The organism is Halobacillus sp. ABD4_316 (assembly GCF_056161385.1).
The window spans coordinates 53,643-78,839 of record NZ_JBSWZA010000001.1 but is presented as its reverse complement, the minus strand read 5'-3'; the positions used below and the strand labels follow the sequence as shown (position 1 = coordinate 78,839).

32 protein-coding genes are annotated in these 25,197 nt (G+C 48.2%); 4 read left to right on the top strand and 28 right to left on the bottom strand.

The features are described 5' to 3' along the window. Positions 1 to 6 precede the first annotated feature (6 nt). Genes nagB through nagE form a run of 3 tightly spaced genes read right to left on the bottom strand, consistent with a single transcriptional unit; the run spans position 7 to position 3,840 of the window. The gene (gene nagB, locus ACXAJH_RS00480) at positions 7 to 744 is read right to left on the bottom strand and encodes a glucosamine-6-phosphate deaminase (RefSeq protein ID WP_474992791.1); all 738 of its coding nucleotides are present in this window, start codon (positions 742 to 744) and stop codon (positions 7 to 9) included. Beyond that, on the bottom strand, positions 744 to 1,916 hold the full coding sequence (gene nagA, locus ACXAJH_RS00475) for an N-acetylglucosamine-6-phosphate deacetylase (RefSeq protein WP_474968208.1): 1,173 nt from the start codon (positions 1,914 to 1,916) through the stop codon (positions 744 to 746). Before nagA ends, nagB begins: the two co-directional genes overlap by 1 nt. Next, complete coding sequence (nagE, locus tag ACXAJH_RS00470) at positions 1,909 to 3,840, bottom strand: N-acetylglucosamine-specific PTS transporter subunit IIBC (protein ID WP_474971630.1); 1,932 nt, start codon at positions 3,838 to 3,840, stop codon at positions 1,909 to 1,911. Before nagE ends, nagA begins: the two co-directional genes overlap by 8 nt. Positions 3,841 to 4,140: 300 nt before the next feature. Here nagE and ACXAJH_RS00465 point away from each other — a divergent pair, with 300 nt between their 5' ends. Continuing rightward, the gene (locus ACXAJH_RS00465; protein ID WP_474968206.1) at positions 4,141 to 5,556 is read left to right on the top strand and encodes an alanine/glycine:cation symporter family protein; all 1,416 of its coding nucleotides are present in this window, start codon (positions 4,141 to 4,143) and stop codon (positions 5,554 to 5,556) included. Positions 5,557 to 5,958: 402 nt separating this feature from the next. On the opposite strand, the gene ACXAJH_RS00460 is transcribed toward ACXAJH_RS00465, so the two are convergent. The 3 genes from ACXAJH_RS00460 to ACXAJH_RS00450 form a co-directional block, all read right to left on the bottom strand. Continuing rightward, on the bottom strand, positions 5,959 to 6,258 hold the full coding sequence (locus ACXAJH_RS00460) for a TIGR04104 family putative zinc finger protein (RefSeq protein ID WP_474991668.1): 300 nt from the start codon (positions 6,256 to 6,258) through the stop codon (positions 5,959 to 5,961). A 182-nt stretch (positions 6,259 to 6,440) separates the two neighbouring features. Continuing rightward, positions 6,441 to 6,884 (bottom strand): hypothetical protein, encoded by a 444-nt coding sequence (locus ACXAJH_RS00455; RefSeq protein WP_474992790.1) that lies wholly within the window; start codon positions 6,882 to 6,884, stop codon positions 6,441 to 6,443. 78 nt (positions 6,885 to 6,962) lie between these two features. After that, complete coding sequence (locus ACXAJH_RS00450; protein ID WP_474992788.1) at positions 6,963 to 7,133, bottom strand: hypothetical protein; 171 nt, start codon at positions 7,131 to 7,133, stop codon at positions 6,963 to 6,965. A 175-nt stretch (positions 7,134 to 7,308) separates the two neighbouring features. Between ACXAJH_RS00450 and ACXAJH_RS00445 the strand changes: the two genes are divergently transcribed. Together ACXAJH_RS00445 and ACXAJH_RS00440 are read left to right on the top strand one after the other, a co-directional pair. Beyond that, positions 7,309 to 8,937, top strand: a complete 1,629-nt coding sequence (locus ACXAJH_RS00445) for a cell wall-binding repeat-containing protein (protein WP_474992786.1) — start codon at positions 7,309 to 7,311, stop codon at positions 8,935 to 8,937. 137 nt (positions 8,938 to 9,074) lie between these two features. Further along, a complete protein-coding gene (locus tag ACXAJH_RS00440) occupies positions 9,075 to 9,785 on the top strand; it encodes an alpha/beta hydrolase (protein WP_474992784.1) in 711 nt (236 codons plus the stop codon). A gap of 133 nt (positions 9,786 to 9,918) precedes the next feature. Here ACXAJH_RS00440 and ACXAJH_RS00435 read toward each other — a convergent pair whose 3' ends face one another. The 14 genes from ACXAJH_RS00435 to ACXAJH_RS00370 form a co-directional block, all read right to left on the bottom strand. Further along, positions 9,919 to 10,107: a DUF6366 family protein gene (locus ACXAJH_RS00435; protein WP_474992782.1), complete on the bottom strand. Its 189-nt coding sequence runs from the start codon at positions 10,105 to 10,107 to the stop codon at positions 9,919 to 9,921. Between the two features lie 48 nt (positions 10,108 to 10,155). Next, on the bottom strand, positions 10,156 to 10,644 hold the full coding sequence (locus ACXAJH_RS00430; protein ID WP_474992780.1) for a hypothetical protein: 489 nt from the start codon (positions 10,642 to 10,644) through the stop codon (positions 10,156 to 10,158). A gap of 247 nt (positions 10,645 to 10,891) precedes the next feature. After that, a complete protein-coding gene (locus ACXAJH_RS00425; RefSeq protein WP_474968198.1) occupies positions 10,892 to 11,524 on the bottom strand; it encodes a hypothetical protein in 633 nt (210 codons plus the stop codon). 13 nt (positions 11,525 to 11,537) lie between these two features. Beyond that, positions 11,538 to 12,818 (bottom strand): polysaccharide deacetylase family protein, encoded by a 1,281-nt coding sequence (locus ACXAJH_RS00420; protein ID WP_474992779.1) that lies wholly within the window; start codon positions 12,816 to 12,818, stop codon positions 11,538 to 11,540. Between the two features lie 200 nt (positions 12,819 to 13,018). Further along, on the bottom strand, positions 13,019 to 13,201 hold the full coding sequence (locus ACXAJH_RS00415) for a hypothetical protein (protein ID WP_474968196.1): 183 nt from the start codon (positions 13,199 to 13,201) through the stop codon (positions 13,019 to 13,021). Between the two features lie 26 nt (positions 13,202 to 13,227). Further along, on the bottom strand, positions 13,228 to 13,416 hold the full coding sequence (locus ACXAJH_RS00410) for a hypothetical protein (protein ID WP_474968195.1): 189 nt from the start codon (positions 13,414 to 13,416) through the stop codon (positions 13,228 to 13,230). Between the two features lie 16 nt (positions 13,417 to 13,432). Beyond that, positions 13,433 to 13,900 (bottom strand): YjdJ family protein, encoded by a 468-nt coding sequence (locus ACXAJH_RS00405; protein WP_474992777.1) that lies wholly within the window; start codon positions 13,898 to 13,900, stop codon positions 13,433 to 13,435. 25 nt (positions 13,901 to 13,925) lie between these two features. Beyond that, on the bottom strand, positions 13,926 to 14,363 hold the full coding sequence (locus ACXAJH_RS00400; RefSeq protein WP_474968193.1) for a hypothetical protein: 438 nt from the start codon (positions 14,361 to 14,363) through the stop codon (positions 13,926 to 13,928). Between the two features lie 199 nt (positions 14,364 to 14,562). Next, positions 14,563 to 15,108, bottom strand: coding sequence for a GNAT family N-acetyltransferase (locus tag ACXAJH_RS00395; protein WP_474968192.1), 546 nt, complete (start codon positions 15,106 to 15,108; stop codon positions 14,563 to 14,565). Positions 15,109 to 15,185: 77 nt separating this feature from the next. Beyond that, on the bottom strand, positions 15,186 to 15,395 hold the full coding sequence (locus ACXAJH_RS00390; RefSeq protein ID WP_474968191.1) for a hypothetical protein: 210 nt from the start codon (positions 15,393 to 15,395) through the stop codon (positions 15,186 to 15,188). 70 nt (positions 15,396 to 15,465) lie between these two features. Next, positions 15,466 to 15,615, bottom strand: a complete 150-nt coding sequence (locus ACXAJH_RS00385; RefSeq protein ID WP_474968190.1) for a hypothetical protein — start codon at positions 15,613 to 15,615, stop codon at positions 15,466 to 15,468. 14 nt (positions 15,616 to 15,629) lie between these two features. Beyond that, positions 15,630 to 16,511: a permease gene (locus ACXAJH_RS00380; RefSeq protein WP_474992775.1), complete on the bottom strand. Its 882-nt coding sequence runs from the start codon at positions 16,509 to 16,511 to the stop codon at positions 15,630 to 15,632. 87 nt (positions 16,512 to 16,598) lie between these two features. Further along, positions 16,599 to 16,922, bottom strand: a complete 324-nt coding sequence (locus ACXAJH_RS00375) for an ArsR/SmtB family transcription factor (RefSeq protein WP_474968188.1) — start codon at positions 16,920 to 16,922, stop codon at positions 16,599 to 16,601. A 98-nt stretch (positions 16,923 to 17,020) separates the two neighbouring features. Continuing rightward, entirely contained in the window at positions 17,021 to 17,722 is a 702-nt protein-coding gene (locus ACXAJH_RS00370; protein ID WP_474992773.1) for a Type 1 glutamine amidotransferase-like domain-containing protein, read from the bottom strand. Between the two features lie 103 nt (positions 17,723 to 17,825). Here ACXAJH_RS00370 and ACXAJH_RS00365 point away from each other — a divergent pair, with 103 nt between their 5' ends. Beyond that, complete coding sequence (locus tag ACXAJH_RS00365; RefSeq protein WP_474992772.1) at positions 17,826 to 18,215, top strand: hypothetical protein; 390 nt, start codon at positions 17,826 to 17,828, stop codon at positions 18,213 to 18,215. Here the strand turns inward: ACXAJH_RS00365 and ACXAJH_RS00360 are convergent. The 8 genes from ACXAJH_RS00360 to ACXAJH_RS00325 all read right to left on the bottom strand — a co-directional run bounded on the left by ACXAJH_RS00360 (position 18,195) and on the right by ACXAJH_RS00325 (position 25,121). Continuing rightward, a complete protein-coding gene (locus tag ACXAJH_RS00360; RefSeq protein WP_474992770.1) occupies positions 18,195 to 18,620 on the bottom strand; it encodes an NUDIX hydrolase in 426 nt (141 codons plus the stop codon). The two genes, ACXAJH_RS00365 and ACXAJH_RS00360, sit on opposite strands and share 21 nt — an antisense overlap. A gap of 16 nt (positions 18,621 to 18,636) precedes the next feature. Further along, on the bottom strand, positions 18,637 to 18,987 hold the full coding sequence (locus ACXAJH_RS00355) for a nuclear transport factor 2 family protein (protein WP_474991645.1): 351 nt from the start codon (positions 18,985 to 18,987) through the stop codon (positions 18,637 to 18,639). Positions 18,988 to 19,124: 137 nt separating this feature from the next. After that, a complete protein-coding gene (locus tag ACXAJH_RS00350; protein WP_474992768.1) occupies positions 19,125 to 19,400 on the bottom strand; it encodes a hypothetical protein in 276 nt (91 codons plus the stop codon). Positions 19,401 to 19,523: 123 nt separating this feature from the next. Next, positions 19,524 to 20,870, bottom strand: a complete 1,347-nt coding sequence (locus ACXAJH_RS00345; protein WP_474992766.1) for a GH1 family beta-glucosidase — start codon at positions 20,868 to 20,870, stop codon at positions 19,524 to 19,526. A 31-nt stretch (positions 20,871 to 20,901) separates the two neighbouring features. Next, positions 20,902 to 21,915, bottom strand: a complete 1,014-nt coding sequence (locus ACXAJH_RS00340) for a LacI family DNA-binding transcriptional regulator (RefSeq protein ID WP_474968181.1) — start codon at positions 21,913 to 21,915, stop codon at positions 20,902 to 20,904. Positions 21,916 to 21,993: 78 nt separating this feature from the next. Beyond that, positions 21,994 to 22,827, bottom strand: coding sequence for a carbohydrate ABC transporter permease (locus ACXAJH_RS00335; RefSeq protein ID WP_474968180.1), 834 nt, complete (start codon positions 22,825 to 22,827; stop codon positions 21,994 to 21,996). After that, a complete protein-coding gene (locus ACXAJH_RS00330; protein WP_160836443.1) occupies positions 22,824 to 23,732 on the bottom strand; it encodes a carbohydrate ABC transporter permease in 909 nt (302 codons plus the stop codon). The genes ACXAJH_RS00335 and ACXAJH_RS00330 overlap by 4 nt, the downstream gene beginning before the upstream one ends. Positions 23,733 to 23,843: 111 nt before the next feature. After that, positions 23,844 to 25,121 carry an ABC transporter substrate-binding protein gene (locus ACXAJH_RS00325; protein ID WP_474972317.1) on the bottom strand — a complete coding sequence of 426 codons (1,278 nt, stop codon included), beginning with the start codon at positions 25,119 to 25,121 and terminating at the stop codon, positions 23,844 to 23,846. Between the last annotated feature and the right edge of the window lie 76 nt (positions 25,122 to 25,197).

Below are 25,197 nucleotides of genomic sequence, written 5' to 3'. Positions count from 1 at the left end.
AATCCCTCACCCTTTCTCGTTTACTAACGCATAAGCCTCACGGTCGACGATCAGCGTCAAATCATGATGCTCTTTCAAGGAGGAAGCCGGAAACTGCTCATCCCTCTCCCCGTAAATCAGCTGACGGATCGCTTCAGCCTTGCGCTTTCCGGAGGCCAGCAGAATGATTTTTTTACTTTTATGAATGGATTGAATCCCCATCGTAACCGCATGCGTCGGTACTTCCTCCATTGTATCAAAAAAACGGGCATTCGCCTGACGCGTAGAAGGCGTCAATTCCACGACATGGGTGCCGCTCTCAAATGACGTTCCCGGCTCATTGAAACCGATATGGCCGTTTTCGCCGATGCCAAGCAGCTGCAGGTCCGGCGGGCCGATCTGATCAATGACCTGCTCATACCGTTCACACTCCTCAGTGAGGTTCCCTGCCTTGCCATCAGGAATGTAGGTGTTGGCTTTCTGGATGTTCACCAGGTCAAAGAGATGCTCGTTCATAAAACAGCGGTAACTTTGATGGTGATCCGGACTCAAGCCGACGTATTCATCCAGGTTCAACGTAGAAACCTGGCTGTAGTCCGTCTCTCCTTTTTCATAACTCTTTACAAGCTCCCTGTACGTTCCAAGGGGTGTGCTGCCTGTAGCTAAACCGAGGACAGAGGCAGGGTCTTTCTTCACCTGGCTGTCAATGATCTCTCCCGCTTTTCTACTGAGTTCCTCATAGTTGTTCGTAACGATGATTTCCATTACTGCCCCTCCTCTGCGTTGTAGCTGATCGTTCCTCTGCACATGGTAAGGGTGACATTTCCTTGTTCATCCAACAGCACAAGGTCGGCATCCTTTCCTTGTTCGATGCTCCCCTTACGGTCTTCGACACCAAGCTGGACGGCGGCGTTCCAGGAAGTGATACTGACCAGTTCCTGCCATGACAATCCAGCGTCCTGTTTCATCTTTTTAGCGGCTTCCTCCAACGTTAAAATGCTGCCGGCAAGGGTTCCATCGGACAACCTGGCTTCATTGTTTTCTACAAAAACATCCTGCCCGCCAAGATCATACGTCCCCGGCGGAAGACATTTGGCACGCATCGCGTCTGTGATCAAAACCGACCGTTCGCTTCCGATATTCTGATACGCTAATTTGACGGCATCCGGATGGACATGAATATGATCGACAATCATTTCCACGAGCAGACGGTCATTCATAAAGGCGGCGCCTACAAGTCCGGGCTCCCGGTGATGCAGGCCGCTCATCTGGTTGTACAAGTGCGTGACATGACGCGCTCCTTTTTCGACGGCTTCTGTTACCTGATCGAAACGCGCATCGCTGTGACCGAGCGAGCAGACCACACCTGTCCGGCTCACGTCTTCAATGAAAGCAGAGGCCCCCTCGGTTTCAGGGGCAACCGTAACAAGCTTGATGTGACCGCGGCTTTCCTGCTGCCATTCGTGAAACAACTCGACGGATGGTTTGATAATGTGATCCGGATGCTGGGCGCCGGCCTTTTTCTCTGAAATGAACGGACCTTCCAAGTGGATGCCGAGCATTTCGGCACCCTCGCCGGGGACCTGAGATTCCTTGAATGCCCCAGCGTTTCTGATAGCTTTCGTTATGTTTTCGCGTGACTGGGTCATCGTCGTCGCAAGGAAGCTGGTCGTTCCTTCTTCCGGCAGCTGTACACTCATGCCATGGAGCGCTTCCGGCACAGCATCCATCACGTCATGCCCAGCCGCTCCATGGATGTGTACATCAATGAACCCAGGGAGCATCCTCCGGCCTTTCCCATCAACAACTGTTCCAGAGCTTTTCAGTGTCCCAGTCGAAACTTCAGCGATTTTCCCCTCTTGGATCCGCACAGAGCCGGATGAGATGGTACGGTCAGTGAAAACGATGTCCACATTCGTCATGACCATTTCATTCATTGCCATCGTCCTCCTTTTCACTGGTGACTTCCACAATCTCTTTATCTCCACGATCTGCTGTTCCCTGCTTGAGCACATGGACGACTTCATTCTCCAGGTTCGTGAAAATAATCGGTGTAATGACGGACGGTGCTTCCTTCTTCACGTCATCAAGAGCCACCTGCAATAACGGCGTTCCTTGATCGACAAGATCGCCGGCTTCAACAAGAGCTTCGAATCCTTTCCCTTGAAGTTTCACCGTATCCAGACCAACGTGAATCAACAGTTCAAGACCTTTATCTGTTTCCAGACCAACCGCATGCTTCGTCGGGAAGACTTGGACTACTTTTCCTTTGACCGGAGAAGTGATGGTGCCATCGGAAGGTTCCACTGCAAGACCCGGCCCCATCATGCCTTCTGCAAAGACTTGGTCCGGTACTTCTTCAAGCGGTAGAATTCGTCCATTGACCGGCATGGCGAACTCTTCTTTGTTCAATGTTCGTCCGGTAGATCCAGGAGCTTTTTCCTTTTCGGCCCTTGGAGCAGAGGAAACCGTCATTCCTGGGTTCTGCATCTGTTTCTTCATAGCTTCCGCTACAAACTCCACCGTCGTTCCAACGATGACCTGCAGGTTGTTACGGCCGATCTTCATTACGCCGCGGGCGCCGGAACGCTTCAAAGCGGGTTCATTGACAATGTCACGGTCCTTCATTTCAAGACGTAGACGGGTTGTACAATAGTCGAGCGTTTCAATATTATCTCTACCACCAAGAGCTTCTAAATAATGATAAGCTTTGGCTTCATATTCGTCTGCTCCATCTTCCACCTCTGTCTGCACTTCTTCTTCGTCTTCACGACCTGGTGTTTTCAAGTTTAATTTGATGATCAGGAAGTAGAAAACAAAGAAATAGACGGCAGCCATGAACAATCCGATCAAAATAAGAGTGAACGGGTTTTGGGCAATATTGTAATTCAATACGTAGTCGATCAACCCGGCAGAAAATCCAAAACCGTGACGAACATCAAAGAGGTAGGCCAGAATCATCGATACTCCTGTTAAAGCAGCGTGTACAACATAAAGGAGTGGAGACAGGAACATGAAGGAAAATTCGATCGGCTCTGTTACACCTGTCAGGAACGATGTCAGACCGATACTGAGGAACATCCCCCCGACGGCTGCCTTGCGTTCTTTTTTCGCTGCGGCATACATAGCGAGACAAGCTGCAGGCAGACCGAACATCATGACAGGGAAGAATCCGGCCAGGAAGCTTCCTGCAGACGGATCGCCGTTCAAGAAGCGGTTGATCTCCCCGCGCACGACCTCTCCGCTTTCTGTTGTGAACGTACCAAAATCAAACCAGATCAATGTATTCATCACATGGTGCAGTCCGACTGGAATCAACAGACGGTTTAAGAATCCGTAAATACCGACACCAGCGGCTCCACCATTTAATATCCAGTCCGCTGTTGAATCCAATAAGGCCTGCGGATAGACCCAGACATAACCCAGAACAAAAGCGGCGACAACCATAACCGCGGACGTAATGATGGGTACAAATCGTTTTCCTCCGAAAAATGATAAAAATTCCGGGAACTTCACATCATTGTAGCGGTTGTAAAGCAAACCAGCCGCAATCCCGGCGATCACCCCGGCAAAAACGCCCATCTTTACATCTTCATTTATGGCACCGATTCCATTATCAAGAACCAGATACCCGACGGCACCCGCCAAAGCGGCGGCTCCGCTTCCATCCTTCGACAAACCCATCGCAATTCCGATGGCGAATATAAGGGCAAGGTTGCCTAGAATTCCGTTTCCCGCTGCTGTAATGAACGGAAGATCGAGAAAATCCTCCATCCCGAGCCTGACAAGCAGGGCAGCAGCCGGCAGCGTAGCAATCGGAAACATGAGCGACTTTCCGATTCTTTGTAAAAAGTTCAACATGATAGTGTACCTCCTCTAAAATATGAAAACGTTTCATTGAAGCCATCGTACCACCATTCCCTTATAGTTGTCTATACCAGTTTAAATTATTAGAATATTTAAACTTAAAGCGATTCCAAATGGTCGGTTCCCCCCCGTTCTCCTCTTTTCTACAAACTTTTGTGTTTTTTTACAAATGTAAGCGCTTAGAATTTCACATCTACACAAATAGTTATAGAAACAGGAATGGTAAAGTGTGAAAGGAGAAACCGTTTACATCCACCACACAACAACGTATCAACCGATTTCAGGGGGGATTTCATGCTGGAACTATTAAATCAAATCAACGATGTCCTATGGGGAACACCCAGTCTTATACTATTATTCGGGACAGGCTTATTTTTAACGGTGATGCTGCGGGGACTGCAGTTCCGAAAGCTTTTTTATGCCTTCAAGCTCGCCTTCACAAAAGAGGAAAAAACGGATCAAACCGAAAGTGCCGAAGGAGATATCAGTAACTTCAAAACGCTGATGACGGCTTTATCGGCGACAATCGGAAATGGAAACATTGCCGGTGTGGCTACGGCACTGACACTCGGTGGGCCTGGAGCGATCTTCTGGATGTGGATTGTCGGTCTTCTCGGGATGGCTACCAAGTATGCTGAAGCCCTGCTTGCCATGAAATACCGCGTAAAAAATGAAAATGGCGAATACTCCGGGGGACCGATGTATTACGTGGAACGCGGGCTTGGAAGCAAGTGGAAATGGCTCGCTGTCGCTTTCGCCTTCTTCGGTGCCTTTGCTGCACTCGGGATCGGCAACAGTGTGCAGTCCAACACCATTGCGGATGTGATGAACGAAAGTTTTCATATCAATGGCTGGATTACGGGAACGGTGCTCGTCCTGTTTACGGCCCTGATCATTTTCGGCGGGATTCAGCGGATCAGTACGGTGGCCGGATTTTTTGTACCGGTCATGGCTTTTCTCTACATAGGCGGAGCCCTGCTGATAATTACGATGAACTACAATGCGATCATACCGGCGTTTGAGATGATCTTCACCTACGCTTTCCAACCTATTTCTGCGGTCGGCGGTTTTGCTGGTGTCGTCGTTATGGAAGCTGTCCGGAGCGGGGTTTCCAGAGGAATCTTTTCCAACGAAGCAGGACTTGGTACAGCTGCTTTGATTGCGGGGAATGCCAAAACCGACCACCCGGTAAAACAGGCGCTTGTAGCGATGACCGGTACGTTTATTGTGACGATCATCGTTTGTACAATGACAGGACTTGTCCTTCTCATGACCGGATTCTGGGACCCGTCCGGCGGAGATATTTCAGGCGTCCAGCACGCGTCCGGCCTTGACGGTGGTGCGCTTACCAGTGCAGCCTTCGGTCATGCGCTGGGAACTGTCGGGGAATATATCGTCGCCTTTTCGGTGATCTTTTTCGGGTTCTCAACGATTGTAGGCTGGTATATGTATGGGGAGAAATGCTTTGAATACCTGGCTGGATTGAAGTATATCGTGCCTTACCGTCTTGTTTACGTCGGGGCCACTTTCATGGGGGCTGTCATGCAGCTGGATCTTGTCTGGGCCTTCGCCAACATGGCCAATGCGCTTATGATGATTCCGAACTTAATCGCGCTCCTGCTGCTTTATAAAGTGATTGTCAGAGAAACCGATTCGTTCTTTAACGATTATTTGATGAAACCTCATCACAGCAGCCGGAAAGCAAGCTGACTAAGCAAAGACCTGCCATATCGGCAGGTCTTTTCATGTGTTGAAAAACGTTGATATGCCCCTTGCCTCCAAGAACAAAAATGACACTCCTTTTCTCATTCGTCCCTTTCCAAGTGAATTTGAGATGTCTCTTATCCACTGAATACGCGTTGCCAAGATCTATCCTCGAACCTGTTCATTTGGCGATGGCACGAGAAGCGTTCGGTGGTGACGCCTGCGGGAACAGCACGGACCGAAGATCCACTTGGGCAGATGCCCTTCCTGCCCAAGTTAGCTGAGGCCGTGCCCGCGGCAAGCATCCACCGATAAGCGGAACGTGACCATCAGCACGACACACATCCTCCCCACTTGAAGAAAGAAAAAAGAAACGTCTGCGGGGGATCTTCCCAACAGACGTTTACTTTACCAAAGCGCTTCTTCTTTATTCGTCAGTTCCACCATCCATGGAAAAGCGGTTAAAAAGCCGGCTTCCGCTGTAAAAAGCAGAGCCAGTCCAACAGCTATCGAGACATCCATCACAAGGGCAAACGGCAGGACCGATAATGGCATCATATGAAAAAGCGATACTTTGCGCATGCTTTTGCGGGATTGGAACTGCTTCTCGCCGCAGAACTGGCAGACCGCTCCGCGATCCCTGCGTATGGACAGCCTCTGGGTATCTTTCCAAGGCCATTCATGCCCACAATTTCTGCATACAGGCATTCTTCACGCCCCCTTCTTCTCTTTTTCTAAACGATCATGGCACCGGACCTCTCTATGGCCTTGCCAGGACCTTCCCATTACGAGAAAAATCGCTGCTATGGATAGAGAGCTGCCAGCTTATGAAAGGGTTCGACCGATAGTTGCGATGCTTTCTTTACCCTTCAGCCCTGTTTTCAGAGGGGTTACTTGAACATGACGTTATGTACGGTCGTATTGATCAGGTCCGCATAACGGATCCACTGGATGAGGAAAAACACACAGACAGCTGTATGGAGAACAATTGTTACCCACAACAGCCCCTTTTTCCTGGGATGTCTGCCGAGGGCTTTCCTACTCGTCAATACGGCGTATGTTGCTATGAAAACCGGGAGGAGAACCGCTGCCACGAGAACCCATTGGTTAAAGGCTTCCATATGTGTGCCAAGCTTACTTAAACCAGCCTCTTCACCGGAAACGTTTGAATTCATGATTGGCCCGGGTTCTTTCCATCCTTCATGGATAACGAGCTGATCTTTATCGGTTACACTATAATCCAAATAACTGAAATTCATCGTATAATAGATGCCCAGCGTCGCCAATAAACTAAGGACAAACACAAGCATCCACCGGCTAGAAACAGAAGTCATTGGATCCTCCCCTTTTATTCCAAAATCAATCTTCCCACACCGTCCCTCCAAAGCTGAGGGTTATCCCATTTCCCGAGGTCAGCCCATACCAGTATAGATAAGGATGGAAACGAACAGGAACCCGGAGAGAAACAACGCTCTCTTGGAGCGGCTCCACGATTTCATCCAACCCCACCTTTTTCTGTCCACATCAAGCCAGAAATAATCAACGGCCACTGAGATCATAATAATCAGGAGTGCTGGTATCATCGGCCTCCCTCCTTCCATTACGTTCACCTTATCATAAAACAACCAATATATTCCATTGTGACTGAGAACAAAAACGGGTTTTCTTTTCGACGGTTTGCAGGTATAAAGGAAAAAAGCGCAAATATATAAAACACACGTTCTTTCTATAAAGATCACGTGAGAAGGAGGAAAGCAAGTGTATAGAAGCAAACAGAAGCGGCGTTGGTTATGGTCCATCCTTTTCCTTGTGTCATTGCTGATTTTCCCTGCCCAAGGATGGGCAGCAGAATCAACTGAAAACGGAAAATGGAGATACACGGCGCTTGGTGATTCCCTCGCCTACGGTATTCAATCCGACGGTTCTGCAGGACTCAGCTATGCCGACTTTTTAGCCAACGATTTGGAAAACGTCGACAGGCTGGAAACGTTCACGAAGGCCTATGCTGTCCCCGGCCTCACCTCGGAAGGGCTGCTCAGTCAGATGCAGACCAATGAGAAGGCTCTCAAATCAGCCGGTGAAGCCGACTTGATTACGATCAGTATCGGAGCCAACGATTTTTTACAGGTATTCAGTAAAAACCCTGACGAGCTTAAAAATCCGGAAGTCGTACAATCAATCCTGCAGAATGTGGGCGAGAATTATGGAAAAGTCGTCCGTCAGATTCGAACCGTCAATCCGGATGCGAAGATCTTCCTTATGGGCTACTACAATTCGTTTCCTGCCTACCCTGAAGAAGACCAGCAGCAGTTCATTCAGTTGATGGACGCATTGAACCAAACCATCCAGAGAGTGGCGTCTGCATCAGGAAGTGACTATGTCGCTACGTTTGAGGCAGTGGCTGAGAATTATGACGCCTATCTCCCGAACCCGCAGAACGTCCATCCTGGTGAAAAGGGCTATGAACGGATCGCTGAGGAGTTCTGGAAAGCGGTCAAACCATTCGTCCCTATTGCCACAGACCGGATTGCCGGAGAGAACCGTTATGAAACAGCTGTTGAAATCTCTAAACAGGGCTGGGACGAATCAGACACCATCGTCCTTGCCAGGGGGGATCATTTCCCAGATGCACTGGCAGGCTCTCCACTTGCCTACCATATGGATGCGCCCATCCTGCTGACAAAGGAACGCCTGCCAGCTGAGGTCAGGGAAGAAATCCAGCGACTCGGAGCGGACAAAGCCGTTATTCTCGGCGGTACAGAAGCGGTCTCTCCTTTTGTTGAAAGTCAGTTAAAGGGAATCGGCCTTACCGTTCAGCGTATTGGTGGTAAAGACCGGTTTGTAACGGCAGCTAATATTGCTGCTGTCTTGAACGGAAATCCTCAACAAGCAGTAGTGACGAATGGTATGGACTTCCCTGATGCGCTGGCCATCGCCTCCTACGCTGCTGGAGAGGGCCACCCAATCTTACTTACGAAAGACACCCAACTCCCCGACGTGACGGCCCTGGCCCTTACCGATGTGGATGCGTCGATAGCGGTCGGCGGCACCCGTGTAATCTCTGATGAAGTTTTTCAAGCGCTCCCTTCAGCCGTCCGTTACGGCGGCGAAAATCGCTATGAAACTTCAGCCTTGATCGCTAAGGAGTTGAATCCGGCAGACCGGGCATTTATAGCCACCGGTTCAGATTTCGCCGATGCGTTGACAGGATCGATCCTGGCGGCTAAAGAAAACAGCACGTTCCTGCTTGTTCCTCCTGATTACCTTGATGCTTCCATTGCAGAAGCAGCAGAGGAGCTCGGCATCCGTCACTTCACCATTTTAGGCGGAACAGGAGCGGTCGGTCCTTCCGTAACAGAAGATCTGATGAAATCAGCACACGAATAAAGGAAGACCTGCCTCGTGCAGGTCTTCCTTCTTTTGTAGAAAACACACAACACAGGATCCGCCATTCATCAAAGCGGCTTTTTTGTAAAGTCTTTAGTAGAATAGAATAACAACAGATGTAGAGAAGGAGACAGCTTATGAAAAAATGGCTTCTGTATATCCTTGCTGGTATGTTCACCCTCGCTCTGCTTGCCTTTGGAGCTTTCTATATATGGGCGGAGCAGACTTACGAACCCTCGGACCAGCTATCAGACATTCCAGAGCGTCAGGAAGACTGGGTAATCTTTGAACCGGACGGGGAGCCGAAGGCCGGGGTTGTGCTATATCCTGGAGCGAAAGTCGAACCCGAAGCGTACAGCTATATTGGGAATCAACTGCGGGAACAGGGATACCTGACGGCAATTCCGTCCACGAGGTTCAACTTTCCCATCCTAGAAGCACAAAAAGCGGATGAAATGCTGGAAAACTCCCCCCTTGATGAATGGTTCATTGGAGGACATTCCCTTGGTGGTGTTGCCGCTGCCTCTTATGCCGATGACAATCAAGAACAACTGGACGGCTTGTTTTTCCTGGCTTCCTACCCGGCTGATCAAAATGACTTTTCGGACTCCGACTTCCCGATGCTGTCCATCTACGGAGAAAAGGATGGCCTGACTACGCTCACAGATATCGAGGAAAAGAGTCCGCTTCTTTCAGATATGGCTGTCCTCTATGAAGTCAAGGGTGGCAACCACGCCCAATTCGGCTGGTACGGAGAGCAAAAGGGGGACAATCCAGCGGATATTCCTGTTCAAGAACAGCAGGACATTATTATCAAAACATTGGTTACGTGGCTTGAATCACCCTAGAACAAACAAGATGGGCTCCAGGCGTGTATGACGGACCCTGATTTTCATGCAGGCGCCCTTCCCTGTTTTTTAAAAAATGAAGAGGCTGCCTGGACAGTCGCAGGCAGCCTCTTCTGTATAACACCGTTCTTTGTCAGCGAAGAAAGATCGAAAAAAGAATGAAGCCCAGAATCAAACCGACAAGAATCAGTCCTGTTCCTTTCCAGCCGAGGCTGCCGACTAAATCCATCAGTCCGCCGCCGTGTTCCCGGCCGGGACTGTTTCTTTTTAAATCCTCCTGCCTCAGCTTTTCTCTATCATAAGCTTTATCTGATTGGGTCATAAATGATCCGCTCCCCTTTGTTCATGAATCGAAGCACTTCTTCAATATTCATTCTGGCAAATCTTTGATGCGCACAAAAGATCCAATATTCATACCTATCCAAGCTCCCAGTAAAGGAATAACGTCACCTGGAAAACCCTGTTGAGATTGTTGAATTGCATCATGATTAAGGAAAATAAGAAAAGCTATGATGGCAGAAACGAAAAGGAAAATAAAAATAGACTCCATCCACTTCTTTCTCCGCCACCTTTGAGTCCCTTTCACATCTTTTTCGTAGGCCTGAATAGTTCTGACCATTTTCGTCCCTTGGGGCTCTCCTTTCCATAAAGACAGAAGAGCAAAAAACCCGATCCCTGAAAGCACGACCGCACACAGAACTAAAAAGTGAGCAACCGGCCAGCCGTTAATTGCGTATATGCTGAAGAAAATAACGATGAATAACATAACAATATTCTGTTGAAGCAGCAGTCGCTTTTTCAAACGCCGGATATGTTTAACGTCCCATCCTTCAACCTTCACTTCCTCATTCGTCGGCATTCAGCAAATCCCCCTCCAAATGTAAGTATCTGCTATATTTCCCCTTAACCAAATGATTCCGAAACCTAATCAAGTTGGTCAGCGTATGTATAACAAAGACTGATTTCCTTATGGAGGTGAACAGCATGTTCTTCCGGCTCTTTCACAAACTCGACCGTCCAAAGAAAATGGCCCTGCTCTTCGTGTCTATCCTTTTACTGATCGGGGGCATAGTCATGCTCTTTCTGTAACTAAGCCCCATTACTCCTTACGTCCCGGACGGCTCATACGTTTCATCATCGATCCATTCCAATTGAAAGACGATCGCATAATCCGCCTCTTTCACAGCATCCGGCATCTGCCGGGCATCTTCGATTCCCGGCACACGCAGCATATCCTCTTTACCGGCAATCATATAAGCAGGATAATAGGAAACCCCTTTTTCCATGTTGAAGGCCTGCTCGATTCCAGTAAATGAATACCCGGTTAACGAGTCCGGAAGCTGAATCGTTCCTCCTGACCGGCCCCCCATCGTTCCGACGCTCACAGACGTTTGTTCTTCCATTTCACCGAGGTGAAAGCTGAAGAGGTCTTTTTTATAGATTTCCTCCCCTTCTTCTCCGGAGAATGATGAAAACCGTTCTTCCGGTTCGCTTCCATCTTCGATTACATAAGTCGTAGTCTTTAAGCCCTCTCCCTCAGGTATTTCCCCCTCTATAGTGTAAAAACGTTCGAATCCGCTGCCCAGATGGGAAATGATTGTTTCTTCACGCTCCGACAATTTTGCCGGCTTAACTGCCAGCGTATCCTTCGATGCTTCCTTCTGTTCAGGTTCTCCTTCTTCATTCGAGCAGGCGGCCAACAGAAGACCGAGTATCATAAATATCCCTAACTTTTTCATACCATTCTCCTTCTCACCCTTGAATGGAAAGCAGTTCAGACACTGTCACGAACTGATAACCTTCCTTCTCCAAATAGTCCAGCAGCGTCGGCAGAGCTTCGGCTGTTTCCTTATGCACATCATGCAGCAGGACAATCGAGCCGGGTACGACTTCTTCCTTGATCACTTTATTCACGGCCTCCGGATCTCTGCTTTTCCAGTCGTGGGAATCCACGGACCATAATACGACTGATAACCCAAAGTGCCTTGCCGCTTCCTCTACGGTTTCATTGACAGCACCGTAAGGAGGGCGGAAAACCGACGGCTGCTGCCCTGTGACGTTTGAAATTTTCTTACGGGACGCCTGCATTTCATTCTTGACGGCCGGCATCCCAATCTTCGTTAAATCCTTGTGCTGGTCGGTATGGTTACCGATCTCATGCCCCTCCTCAGCCACCCTTTTGGCAAGGTCGGGATATTTATCCACCTTTTCGCCCATCATGAAAAAAGTGGCTTTGGCATGGTGATGCTTTAAAATATCCAGAACTTCCGGTGTCACTTTCCGGTCTGGACCATCATCAAAGGTAAGCGCCACCACTTTTTGTCCGGAGTCTGTAAAAGAAAAAATCCTTTCCAACGATACGTTCACTTGAACAAAATCTTCCTTGTCTATTCCAAGGTCTTCCGGATTGAAATAAGCGGTCAAATCTTTCCCTTGTATGGACCAGTTCCAATCATCCGGCCGGTTTATCATATCTGCAAGCGCCTCCCCATCAGGGTTCTCCTTTTTCAACTGCTTCTCCACACCTTCCTGAATCCCTCGGACGGCTTCAGGGTTATCCAGCAGGTTCGTAAGCGTGACGCTTTGATTTTCCCTGTTTAGTGTAAAGACCCGTACCTTGGACTCGGACTGCTTTTCCTCCACCCTTTTGTGGGAGCGGAAAATAAAGCTGTATGTATCCCCGCGCCCCTGATGAGCATCAACCTCAATGGTTAAATGCGCACGTCGGCCGTCACCGAGCTCCCCGTTATACTTTTCCACTTTGTTGAAAAAGCTTTCTTTTTCCTGTTCAATCCACGCTTGGACAGCCTCGTTCTGTTCATCCTCTTTCATGGAGGCGGTGCTGATGGAGAGCGTGTAGGTATCCGCTTCCTCCGTCTCCTCCTGGAAATAGAGATAGGGGGCGCTGCTGCTTTGACCAGATACAGGCGTGAGCCATTTTACCATTCCCATTCCTATTAGACCGGCAATCAGCAGAAGAACGACCCAGCCAGGCCATTTAATCCGTTTGATCAGTGGTTTTCTTCCTGCCATATCCCCTTCATCCCTTTTCTATTATTCTCTCTATCTATTATTCCAAATTTATACATATTTCTCAATGCTAATCTCTTTGAAGGATACTCTCTTCCAGTTGATAGAGAGGCAGGTCATTACCTGTAAAAAAACCAGCAGATCGTGAGAGATTAACCATAAAAAAGCCCGCCATAATGGCGGGGTGGAGTCTTTTCCTGACCTTAGGTGTTCATTTTTCTTCGGGCATTGAATTCTGTCCCAAAGAACACGGCTCCCATAAGAAAAAGAATGCTGGAGAAAAACAGAACCATGCCGTTCCATTGACCATCAAAAATTGTAATGTTCACAAGGGTCATGGTATGTGTAATTAATAAAAGCACAAACAAAATCACATAGGTTTTCATACGTCGCGACCTCCTAAACGTAACCTCTACTCTTCTTTCATCTTCTTCCACCCTAAATAAAACAGCCCTGTCACAAAAAGAAGCCAGGGCAGCCAGGGCACAGCGCTGGAATCATACCGGAATGACATTCCCGGAAAGCTCTGCGCCATTTCTATGATGACAAACAGCAGCATGGAAAAAGAAAAATAGATCGCCGCTGCTATATGGTGTACCAATGAACATCCTCCTTTGTTATACCGTTCTCCGGCCGAACCGGACATACATCAACAGGGCACTTCCCACGGCAAACATCCCGGCTGCTATTCCAAAGTAAAAAAAGAGATGTCCGCCAATTGTGGAGGAAGCATAGCTGAGGTAACTGAAAGCGAACAGCCCCGCCCCTAACAAAGTCAGTAAAACCATCGACCCTTTCCACCGGCCTTTCGTCAGGATGGAGCCCACCGCCAAAAGCAATAAAATGAAACTGCTGAACATCAGCATCGGAAACAGCGGACTGAACTTAGCGGCATATACAAAGTAATCCAGCTGGATGATCTGCTCCTCTCCCCTTACCTCTCCGTTGATCATTTGGGAAAAAGGAGTAGAATGGGCCCATTCCCATGATTTATCCAGAAGCGCACTTCCTTCATACCAGGAAACAAAGGCAGAAAAAATGAAAACAACGGAAAGAAGAACACATACGACAAAGGATCGATACATAGAACTCCTCCTCTTTCATTTCCTTTTAGGAATCCATCCGTTCCAAAAGCCTGTAGTCCTTTGTTTTTTCTACATCGATTTGATTTCTCCTGCCAAAAGCCAGTAATTCGTCATACCCCTCCGGCTCTGTCATCACCACTAACGGGATGTTCAAGCCCTTATAGGTTTGAATGGCAGCGGCTTTCTTTTTCCACCCGGTCCGGAAGAATTTAAGCGTTTGGATATGCGCAGGTACCAGTTCTTTCTTTAACACCCGCTTCTTCAGATAGGTAACGGTATAAATCAATCGCTGATCCTGAATATCAATTTGAAATCGAAATAAACTCCCCATCGCTAAGAATAATAGAATCACCAGGAACAGTTGAATCGATGCACCGAATGCGCTGGAGAGGAGTAACCACAGAAGGGGAAAGAGAAGTGTGACCGTATCCCTGATCCTCTTCGGATTGATGGAATAACTCATGACTGATCACCTCCAAACCTTTCCAGCTTCCTTTGGACACTCCAATAAACAGCTAAGGCTGCCATTTGAAGTGGTAAAAGAAACCGAAAAGGAGAAGATGAATGTGGATGAATGATTTGATAAATGCCGGCTGTTATGACCATTAGACCCATTCCTAATACGACCATCCGCAGAATCTTTTTCAGCTTATAATCGTTCGTTAAAATTTCCCCCACTCCTCTTTCAACAAACCATAAACGATCCTGTCGTGATGGCTTCCGTTCAAATATTCATACTCACGCAGGACTCCTTCCTTCGTGAATCCGAGCCGTTCGGGGACCGCTCTGCTTTTCCCATTTCCTACGGCCGTCTGAATGTCCACTTTTCTTAAACCGAGCTCAAAAAATGCGTAATCGACCATCTTCCGGACCGATTTCGTTACCAACCCCCTGCCCGTAAAGTCGTCTCCGAGCCAGTAGCCGATTTCCGTTCTTCCCGTTTCCTCATCTATGTATAGAAATCCAGTGGAACCGGCCAGTTCTCCTTTATACAGGATGCCGGCCCAGAAACCTTTTCCATCGGCCATCCTTGTCAGGGACCTGCTTATAAAGGCAGCAGAATCGTCCGCTTCCTTCGTTTTGTTTGGGAAGGAAAGCCACATCCCAAGATGACTCCTGTTTCTGTCGACCAGCTTGAACAAGGCATCCGCGTGTCTTGGTTCCAGGATGGACAGCTCTACGTCATCATCCACATGCATCGTAAACATATGTTTTCCTCCTCTTCTACGATTCCAATTATTTCAAAAGATTCCCCTGAACTCAATCATTAAAAAAACCTTCTTTTTTATAAAGAAGGCTTTATCTGCTTTATTTCTTCACAGGCTGTCTGGAAGTTTTCCAGTGATTCTCCTCCCAGCGCAGACCTGTCACCGCCGAACAATCGCTGCAGGACGATTTCCTGCGCTTGTTCGATAGAGAGGTCTCCACTGTTTAACACGAGCTTTATATAAGACTTAAAATATTCCTTGGTCAATGCGCCCGATTGATGCAGCATGCGTCATTCCCTCCTCCATTCTTCATCACAGAAGCAGGAGAGCCTTCCTTGAAGACTCCCCCGGCAGACTCTATGCGTTTTCCTGACGGTTTTCCTCCTGTCCCTCTTCGCTATCGTTTTCCTTTGTTTCTTTTTCCTCTACCTCTTCAATGTCTACATGACAGCAGTTTTTATCAGATTTGGAAAACAAACCGCGGAGCCCTTTCTTTTTTTCAGCCATGGATTTCACCTCCTTTAAAGTATCGTCTGCACGATAAACCCTGTGGATACCGCCACGACGAGGATGGAGACAACAAAAGCGGTGACGAGCTTCGGTTTGAACAGTTTATTCAACAAAACCACCTCGGGAATACTCGCACCCGCACCACCGATGACCAAGGCGATAATGGCACCGATCCCCATGCCCTTACCCACCAGTGCATCGGCAATCGGCAGAATCGCTTCCGCTCGGATGTACATGGGGATACCAATGACAGAAGCCACCGGAATCGTCCATGGTTGATCTCCACCTGCAAACCTGGCAATCATCTCCTGAGGAATGAAGTCATGGATGAATGCTCCGATGAATACCCCAAGTAGAAGGAACGGCAGGACAGGGTAAAAGAAGCCCCAGGCGTCCCGCAGCGCCACCTTCCATTTCGGCTCATCCGCTTCAGCAGTAGTGCTTCCTTTCCGGACCCTTACATTTTTCACGAACTTTTCAAGCCCGAGCAGATCCCATACCACTCCAATCAGGATAGAGAAAGCACCGACAATCAGAACATAGGACAACGTCAATTCCCACCCGAGCAGCGTCCACAGCAGAAGGACAATGACGGGGTTCAATAATGGTGAGGCTACTAAGAAGGACATGGACGGTCCAAACGGTGCTTTAGAAGAAAGCAGTCCTGCCAGAATCGGAATCGTCGAACATGAACAGAAGGGCGTCAGTGCCCCGAGCACCGTTCCATACAGGTAGCCGCTCCACTTATTCGGTCGTTCCAACACCCGTTTAATCCGCTCCTCTGTCACCTTCTGCTGCAGAAGACTGACGAGGAAGCTGATGAGAATGAACAATGCGGTCAACTCCGCAAACAAAATGAGGAATGTTTTCATAAACTCGAGAAAATCATTCATAAGATTCCTCCCTGCATCAACTTTTTTTGATGTAATGATCACAGTAGATCAATTTTTTTTGATGTATAATGTATAGATTTACCCTGACTACTGACCAGGGTAAAAGATGCAGCAGAGTTCCGGGGATAGGATGGATTTAACTTCCGAATCGTTCAGCTGATAATAGTTCCAGGTCCCCTTCTTTTCCCTCTGAATAAAACCGGCATCATGGAGGATTTTCAAATGGTAGGACAGTTTGGACTGCGGGAGTCCGACAAGCTCTGTCAGATCACAGACACACAGCTGTCCCTTCTGATTCAGTTCATACATGATTTTAAGACGAAGCTGATCTGCGAGTGCCTTGAATTTCTTTTCGTACCCTTCAAAGGAAAGTTCCTTCCCAGTTCCTGCATGTTGATCGACCGTTTCCATCGTCTCACCTCTACATCAAATTTTTTTGATATAACTGCATTATATTCATCCCTCAGGAAGGATGTCAATTGAATGCATCAAATTTTTTTGATGTATGTTCATTCATCCCTTCCTAAGTAATGCGTCTCCAGCTCTTCTTCCTGTATACCACGGTTATGATAAAGCCGGTGAGCCCTGGCATTCGGCTTAGAACTCACCACTCTGTGCAGATGGTGATCAATATAGTGGGCAGCCGCATGATCATCTACGGCCAGTCCGGGCTTGATTTTCCCTTCGGCCATTAATTTCTTATATGCCGGCCTCCGTTTCGGTTCGCCGTCATAATGCGGACAGTGGCTTCCCGAAAGAAAGCCCAGCCCTTGCAGCGGTTCCAGCTCCCCTCCGAAGGAATCCGTGACGCCTTCTTCAAACCAACAGATCGATCCGGCACTGACACCTGCAAGGATGACGCCCTGCTCCCACGCTTTCTTCAAGATCACATCCACTCCCCATTCTCTCCATAACGCCAACATATTCCTCGTATTTCCACCGCCGACGAAGATGATATCCTTTTCCAGTAGAAAACTGTCCAGATCTCTTGTGGGTGGGTGAAATAATGAAAGGTGGGAAGGCTGACAGGCATAGTTTTCGAAAAAGTTGTAAAATCTGGCCGTGTAGCTGCCGGAATCTCCGCTGGCGGTCGGTATAAAACAGATGTGGGGCTTTGTTTTCGAAGACTGCTCCAGCAGGTACGTATCCAACAGCGGATTTTCAGGATCCATCGAAAATCCTCCTCCACCTACAGCGATGATCTGTTTCATAAGCAGCACTCCTTTTCAACATTGATTTATGAGATAAAATATGTAAAAATATCCAGGAATACGAAGGTATTTCTATTACTCCTCATCAAAAGGGAGAGGTAAAATGATTGGATTCTTATACAATAGTACGTTGGCTGGATTATTCGGTTTAGGGATGTATCGGTTTATTCTTTTTGAAGGAACAGCATCCAAAGAGCATGCGCTTTCGTTTATCATTTCTGCCATCGTTATTCTGATCACAGCCCTTACAGGGAAGCGTTTCGCAGCCAAAGCATCTGAAAGAGCATCGAATGACTGGTTTTACGTGTCTCTTCTGTTTCCATTTCTATGGGGAGTAGACGCTTTTCAAGCCATTCAATATGCGTATCCCCCATCGTTCATTGCCATTATCGGGTGTGGGCTTGCGACCTCTCTTCTGGTCTCTGCATGCTTATGGGATAGACCTGTACAAACAAACAGAAAACGGATTGTCTCAGAGGCCGTCCACGACTAAATGGAGATAATCCCCATGTCCTCTGATCAAATCCACTTCCTCTACGGACGAAATCCAGAAGAAGTGGAAGATCAGCCCTTTTTCTTCTTCTCCCCCGGACGGTTCGTGCAGCCAGCTGCCTTTCACCTCCGGGGTGTGGAGCTGATAAAAATACCGCTTATGCGGCTTTCCGTCCTCATTCATCCACGTATCCACCGCCAGTAATTTTTCTACATAGACGGAATTCAGCCCTGTTTCCTCCACCATTTCCCTTACAACAGCATGAAGAGGATCTTCCCCCGGGTTCACAGTTCCTTTAGGAATTTGAATGCCGGCCTCAGGAACCGAATGTTGAAAAACAAGCACCTGCGGCTTTTCTTTGTAAAAGCGGGTGATATATCCATAGACTTTCCATACAGGTTCCACAAGCACACCTCCTTTGTTACTGACCCGGGATGATTGTTCCTTGATGGAAATACAGCTGCCATCTGCCATGGATTTTCTTCCAGACTGAGCTCCTCCATGTGTTCCGCTTCCGCGTCGTATCCTTGACTTTATATGTACTCAGGACCGTATCCTCTGCCAGAATCTGAATCTCATAATGATGCAGCGTCATTTCTGACAGAACGACCCCAAGATTCAGGCAGTCTTTTTTCGTATAGATGATTCCGGAACTGCCAATCTCCCAAAAATCATCTGCAAGGATCTGATCCAGTTTTTCAGCGGAAGACCTGACGTCCAGACTGATATGTGCTCCTTCTAATTCCCTGAGATGGTTTTTTAGATCTTTCATCTATCCTCCCCCTCTTCTGCTTACCGCCCCTTTATAAAGATTAGTTCTACACATTTCCTTTTTTATCCTTTTTGTTCAGCATACACTCCTGTTTATGACCAGAAAAAAAGACCCCTTGAGGGCCTTTCTTTGATTGATTAAGAGTACCATCCACCGTGGCTGTGATGAACGCCGCCCCACGGATAATAATTTCCCTGGCCGTAATGGTACCCGTAGCCGGGTGCATAGCTGCTGTGTCCGTGCTCGAAACCGGATCCTCCATACGTTCCCTGCCCATGATGATACCCGTAGCCCGGGACATAGGTGCCATGTCCATGGTGATAGCCATACCCCGGGATATAAGTCCCATGTCCGTGATGGTATCCTTCGCCGGGTACGTAGGTGCCGTGTCCATGATGATAAATCCGTTCCACAACGATCGCCCCTTCCGTTTGCTTCAACCTTAGCCTATGCCGGGCGAGAAGGTGTGGTCTGGGCGTTATCCATAAAACAAACCACGCTGCCTCTTGACAGCGCGGCTTGTCTTTTATTTAGATTCATAGATCAAACGTATGGTTTTCCACCGTTTCCTTATACCAGTAGTAGCTGTCTTTCGGTGTACGCTCAAACGTATCAAAATTGACGTGGATGATTCCGAAGCGCTTGTCATAGCCTTCCGCCCATTCAAAATTATCAAGAAGCGACCAGACGATGTACCCGGCAATCGGGACGCCGGCCTCAATGGCCCGGCTCAGCGATGTGAGGTGCTGTTTCAAGTATTCGATTCGTTCCTGATCATGCACCTTTCCATCCTCTTCTACGTCGTGGTTGTAGCAGGCCCCGTTTTCTGTGATGTACAGCTGCACGTCACCGTACGTTTCATGAAGATCCTTTAACGTTTTGTAGAAGCCTTCTGCATAGATCGGCCAGTCGATATCTGTGCGGCGGTCGTCCACGGGAATCTCCTCGACCTGGAATATGCCTCCGTCTTCCTTGTAGCGGCCGAGGCTTCCTGTGTAGTAGTTGATTCCCATAAGATCGATTGGCTGGGAGATGATATCGAGATCTCCTTCTTCCATACGCAGCACGGCATCCTGTTCAGCAAAGATGTTCTGCAGCGTCTCTGGGTATGTTCCTTTGAACACAGGATCCATGAACCATTCCTTCTGCCACATCATCCCTCTGCGGCAGGCTTCCACATCTTTTTCATCCGGAGAAAAGGGCTCCAGCCAGCCAACATTCGGAGCATACCCGATCTCCCCGTCCGGCACAAAATTCCGGAACGATTGGACTGCTTTGCCATGAGCAAGCAGCAGGTGGTGGGAAACATCAACGGCGGCCTGCAGGCTCGTTTTTCCCGGCGCATGAATGCCGAGGTAGTTGGATAAAAAGGAGGCACACCACGGTTCATTGATGGTCAGCCACTTTTTCACCTGTCCACCGAACGCCTGAAACATTGCTTCGGCATAGGATAAGAACGCGTCTGTCGTGTCGCGGTTCTCCCATCCGCCCTTTTCCTGAAGCACCTGGGGAAGATCCCAATGATAAAGGGTGATCATCGGCTCGATCCCGTTTTCGATCAGATCATCAATCAGATGACGGTAATAGGCCACTCCTTCTTCGTTCAGATCTCCGGTCCCATCAGGAATGACCCGGGACCATGATATCGAAAAGCGGTAAAGATCGACACCAAGGCTTTTCAAATGCTGCACGTCTTCCTTGTACATATGATAACTGTTGCAGGCCTCATCTCCATGATCCCCGTTTTTTACGTTGCCGGGGGTATGAGCAAAGACGTCCCAGATCGAAGGAGTCCTGCCTCCCTCTTTTGCTGCCCCTTCGATTTGGTAGGACGCGGTGGCCGCCCCCCACTTAAATTTTTCTGGAAATTGAATAGTTGTCATAAGCGATACCTCCAGTTTTTACCCGGAACGTTCAGCTTTCCTTCGTAGAAGCTCTGAGCACAAGCTCAGGGTCTACTTTCATATCCTGGATATCATGGTCATCCTTGATCAAATCCTCCAGCATATAAGCAGCCAGCTTTCCGAGCTTTTGTTTGTCCTGTTTGACTGTTGTGAGTGGTGGATCGCTGTACCGGCATGCTTCAATATCATCACAGCCGATCAGCTGGATATCCTCAGGAACGGATAATCCTTCTTCCTTGATCGCCTTCAACGCACCGAGTGCCATCATATCAGACGCTGCGAAGACAGCTTCCGGAAGACGATCGGCTTTCAGAATCTCCTTCATTCCTTCATAGCCGCTTTCTTCGAAAAAGTCCCCGTAATAGAGCCAGTCCTTTTCAATAGGAAGACCAAACTGATTCATCGCATCGATAAAACCGATGTTACGGATACTGGACACCAGCGAGTCCTGTTTTCCTCCGATATAGGCGATGGTACGGACCTGGTTCAAGTACAGGTGCTCCACCACTTTGGCTCCGATTTTCGCATTGTCGGTCATAATATAGCTGGATTGCGGGCCTTCCAGTTTCAAATCAATGCCCACGCTTGGAATGTCACTTTGGGCAATGTCATGAACGGCCTCTTCAATTTCATCCCCTGCGATGATCAGACACCCGTCCACGTGGAAATGCTTGCACCTTTCCAAATACTTGCTTTCTCCCTGGTAAATCTTTTCATTCGAGAACAGCAGCAGGTCATACCCGAGCGATCCGACCGCTTTTTTGAACGAATTGACGACTTCGTTGAAAAAAGGGTGGGTGAAATCAACATTGATTTTCCCCGCATAGATAAGTCCGATCAAATTCGATTTCTTCGTCGCCAGCGACTTTGCTGAAAACGTCGGCTGGTACTTCGTATCTTCAATGATTTTATAGACTTTCTTTCGTGTCGATTCACTGATGCCTCCATAATTGTTGATAATCTTGGAAACCGTGGCTGGAGACACTCCGGCCATCTTAGCTATGTCGCGTATTGTCAAATCCATATCTCTTTCTCTCCTTCAAAATCAGCCTCCATGTCATTACCATCTATTGTATCAACAATTTGGAGAAGCGGGACAGATTTACTTGATGGATCCTTCTGTGATACTTGAAATGAACCATTTGTTGAAAATCAGGAAAATGAGAATAAGTGGAACCGTCGCCCAGAAGACACCGCTCAACAGCATCCCGAAGTCCACACGGAAGGCATTGTTCAAGGAAGCAAGCGCCACCTGAAGCGTATAGGAAGCCGGATCACGCAGAACCGTAAACTGCCACAAAAATTCACCCCAGACGAGCGTGAACACGATGATGCCTAGCGTCGCAAAGGCGGGTTTGATGATTGGGAGCACGATGCTCCTGTAAATCCTGAAGTTGGAACAGCCGTCCAGCTTCGCCGCTTCCATCAACTCATCAGGAACCGATTCACTGATGTACTGCCGCATCAGGAAAATCCCGAGCGGGTTGAGTAAAAACAGCACGCCCGCCCCTAACAGGGTGTCGAGCCATCCCAGCTGAGAAACCAGGTAAAACTGAGGAATCAAGCCGAGCTGCGGCGGAATCACCATCGTTAAGAGAATCAGAATGAAAAAGAAGTTCTTCCCCGGGAACTGAAATTTCGCAAAGGCAAAACCCGCCAGTGAACTGATAAACAGGACAGCCAAGGTCACCGTCGAGCACAGTACGATCGTATTCCACATCGCCTGGAAGAATGGTATCGTATCCAGCACTTTCATGAAGTTCTCCACCAGCTGATCACCGGGAAGAAGCGTCGGTGGAATGGAATTGTAGGCCGCACTTGGCTGTGTGGCCATTACAAACATCCAGTAAAATGGAAAGATCGAAACGAGTGACGCAAACCCAAGGGCGATATAAACAGGGAGCGTTCCTTTTGCAGCACGTTTCATTTTATTCATTTGGTAAACGCCCTCCTCTTCTGCTTACGACCGAATCCGGACGTGAGCCACGTATTGATTGCGGCAGCCGCCACGATAATGATCAACAGAAGCACCGCCGTTGCGGACGCTGTTCCGAAAGAGCCAAGGTTGAACGCATCACGGTACAGGTACATGACTACAGTCATCGCCTCATCCCTGTTGAAAGCGGAGGAACCGAGGAATACAGCCGGTTCAGCAAACAACTGAAGCGCCCCGACCGTCGACATGAATACCGTAAGGACGATAAACGGCTTCAACAATGGAATGGTGATGTGAAGAAACTGCTGGACTTTTCCAGCGCCGTCGATCGTTGCGGCTTCGTACAAATCCTTCGGTATGCTTTGAAGACCAGCTAAATAAATGATCGTATTGTAGCCGACCCATCTCCAGAAAACCATGAGGGAAATAGCAATTTTCGCTCCCCATTCCGACGTTTTCCAACTGACCGGATCAACACCGAACAAACCGATGACATAGTTGGCAAGCGCGGTTTCACTGCTGCTGAAAAACACACCGAATACTAATGCGACAGCTACCATCGATGTAATGTAAGGCATAAAGATGGTGACCCGGAAAAAATTCGTAAAGCGGATGACCGCCATATTAAGAAAATAAGCAAGAATAATGCCGACAACCAGCTGAGGAGCCGTTCCCATTAAACCGATGATGACTGTGTTATACAACGACTTCCAAAACAGCGGATCCTGAAGGACGACAACGAAATTGCTGAACCCGACAAACTCCATGGCCCCGAGGCCGTTCCATTTCTGGAAGGCGAGGACGATGCTGAAAACAGCTGGATAGAGACCGATGATGGCAAATATGATGAAAAAGGGTGCGATATACAAATAACCGGACAGCATATCTTTCTTTTTCTCAGACATCGGTGTCTTCGCTGCGGCTTTGGATGCATGCTGACGCTTCTGTACACTCTCCACTTCTTTCCCTCCTTTATGTAGGAGGGCCGGATGTTCCCCACCCAGCCCCGTGACATTTTAGCGGTTCATAAGATCTTCAATTCGTTTGACAGCCCCTTCCCATTCCTCCTCTGGGTCGGCTCCTTCCTGCACATTGCGCAGAGCCGTCAACACTTCATTGTTTACCGTAACGTATTTCGGCCCTTTGTAGACTTCAGGTATTTCCTGAGCAGCCTCTGCGAAATAAGCCGCGGTATTCTGTCCACCGAAATACTCGTCGGAATTGTTCACGAACTCTTCCATTTCATACACTTCAGGAGCAGATGGGAATAAACCGCTTTCTGTGAAAGACTTCAACTGGTTTTCAGGAGAAAGCATCCACTGAGCAAAGGCATAGGCTTCTTCACTGTTTTTCGTTTCAGATGGAATGGCCACATAAGAACCGCCCCAGTTACCGGCAAAATCCGTTGGAAGTGTGGTCACTTTCCATTTCCCTTCGCCCTCCGGCGCATTTTCGGTCATGTAGCCTTTCAGCCAGGCGGGTGCCATTTCTACAGCAAACTCTCCTTTATTCAAGGCGTTGGCCCATTCCGGCGTCCACATTTCAAAAGATCCGACGACACCTTTCTCCTGGAGATCCACCGCATAATCGTAGGCTTCTTTCACTCCATTATCAGCTTCATTGATAAGAAGCTCTCCATCACGATTGAAATAGCTTACCTGCAGGGCATCCATATTGGCACGAAAAGCCATTTCCATGCTGTCGACCATCGGCTTGCCAGTTTCCTCCAAAACTGTCTCCGCAGCCTCTGAAAATTCATCCGGAGAGGAAATCATGGTGCTCACCTCATCTGGATCTGTCGGCAGGCCGGCCTCTTCAAACACATCGGTATGGAAATACATCGCTTTAGGTCCGATATCGGTTGGAAGACCAAAGAGGAAATCGCCTCCCCCGTTTTCTGCCATCTTCCATTTCCAATCTAAGTATTGATCCTGAATTTCATCCGCTCCTAACTCATACAAGTTTACGAAACGACCCTGCGCTTCGCGGTAACGGTCCAGCTGATCGACTTCTATCATTGTCAAATCCGGGGCGCCTGTTCCGGCAGAGATGGCTGTAAACAAGCTGTCGTGGTGATCGCCAAGCTCAGAATTTTTAATGTTGACCGTAACATCCGGGTTTTCCTTTTCATATTCATCAGCAAGCGTCTCATAGTTCGTTGCTCCAAATACCCAGAAGTCCAGTGTCACTTTCCCTTCTCCAGATGCGGCTTCATCATCACTGCTGCAGGCAGAAAGAAACATAGATAAGACCAGTAACAGAACGAGTGTGAACCTCTTTTTCACATTGACCATCCCTTTCGTATCCATCAATTTAGTTGCTTCCCTTCGATTAACGAAACCGGTTTCGTTAATACCTAAAAAAAATCAA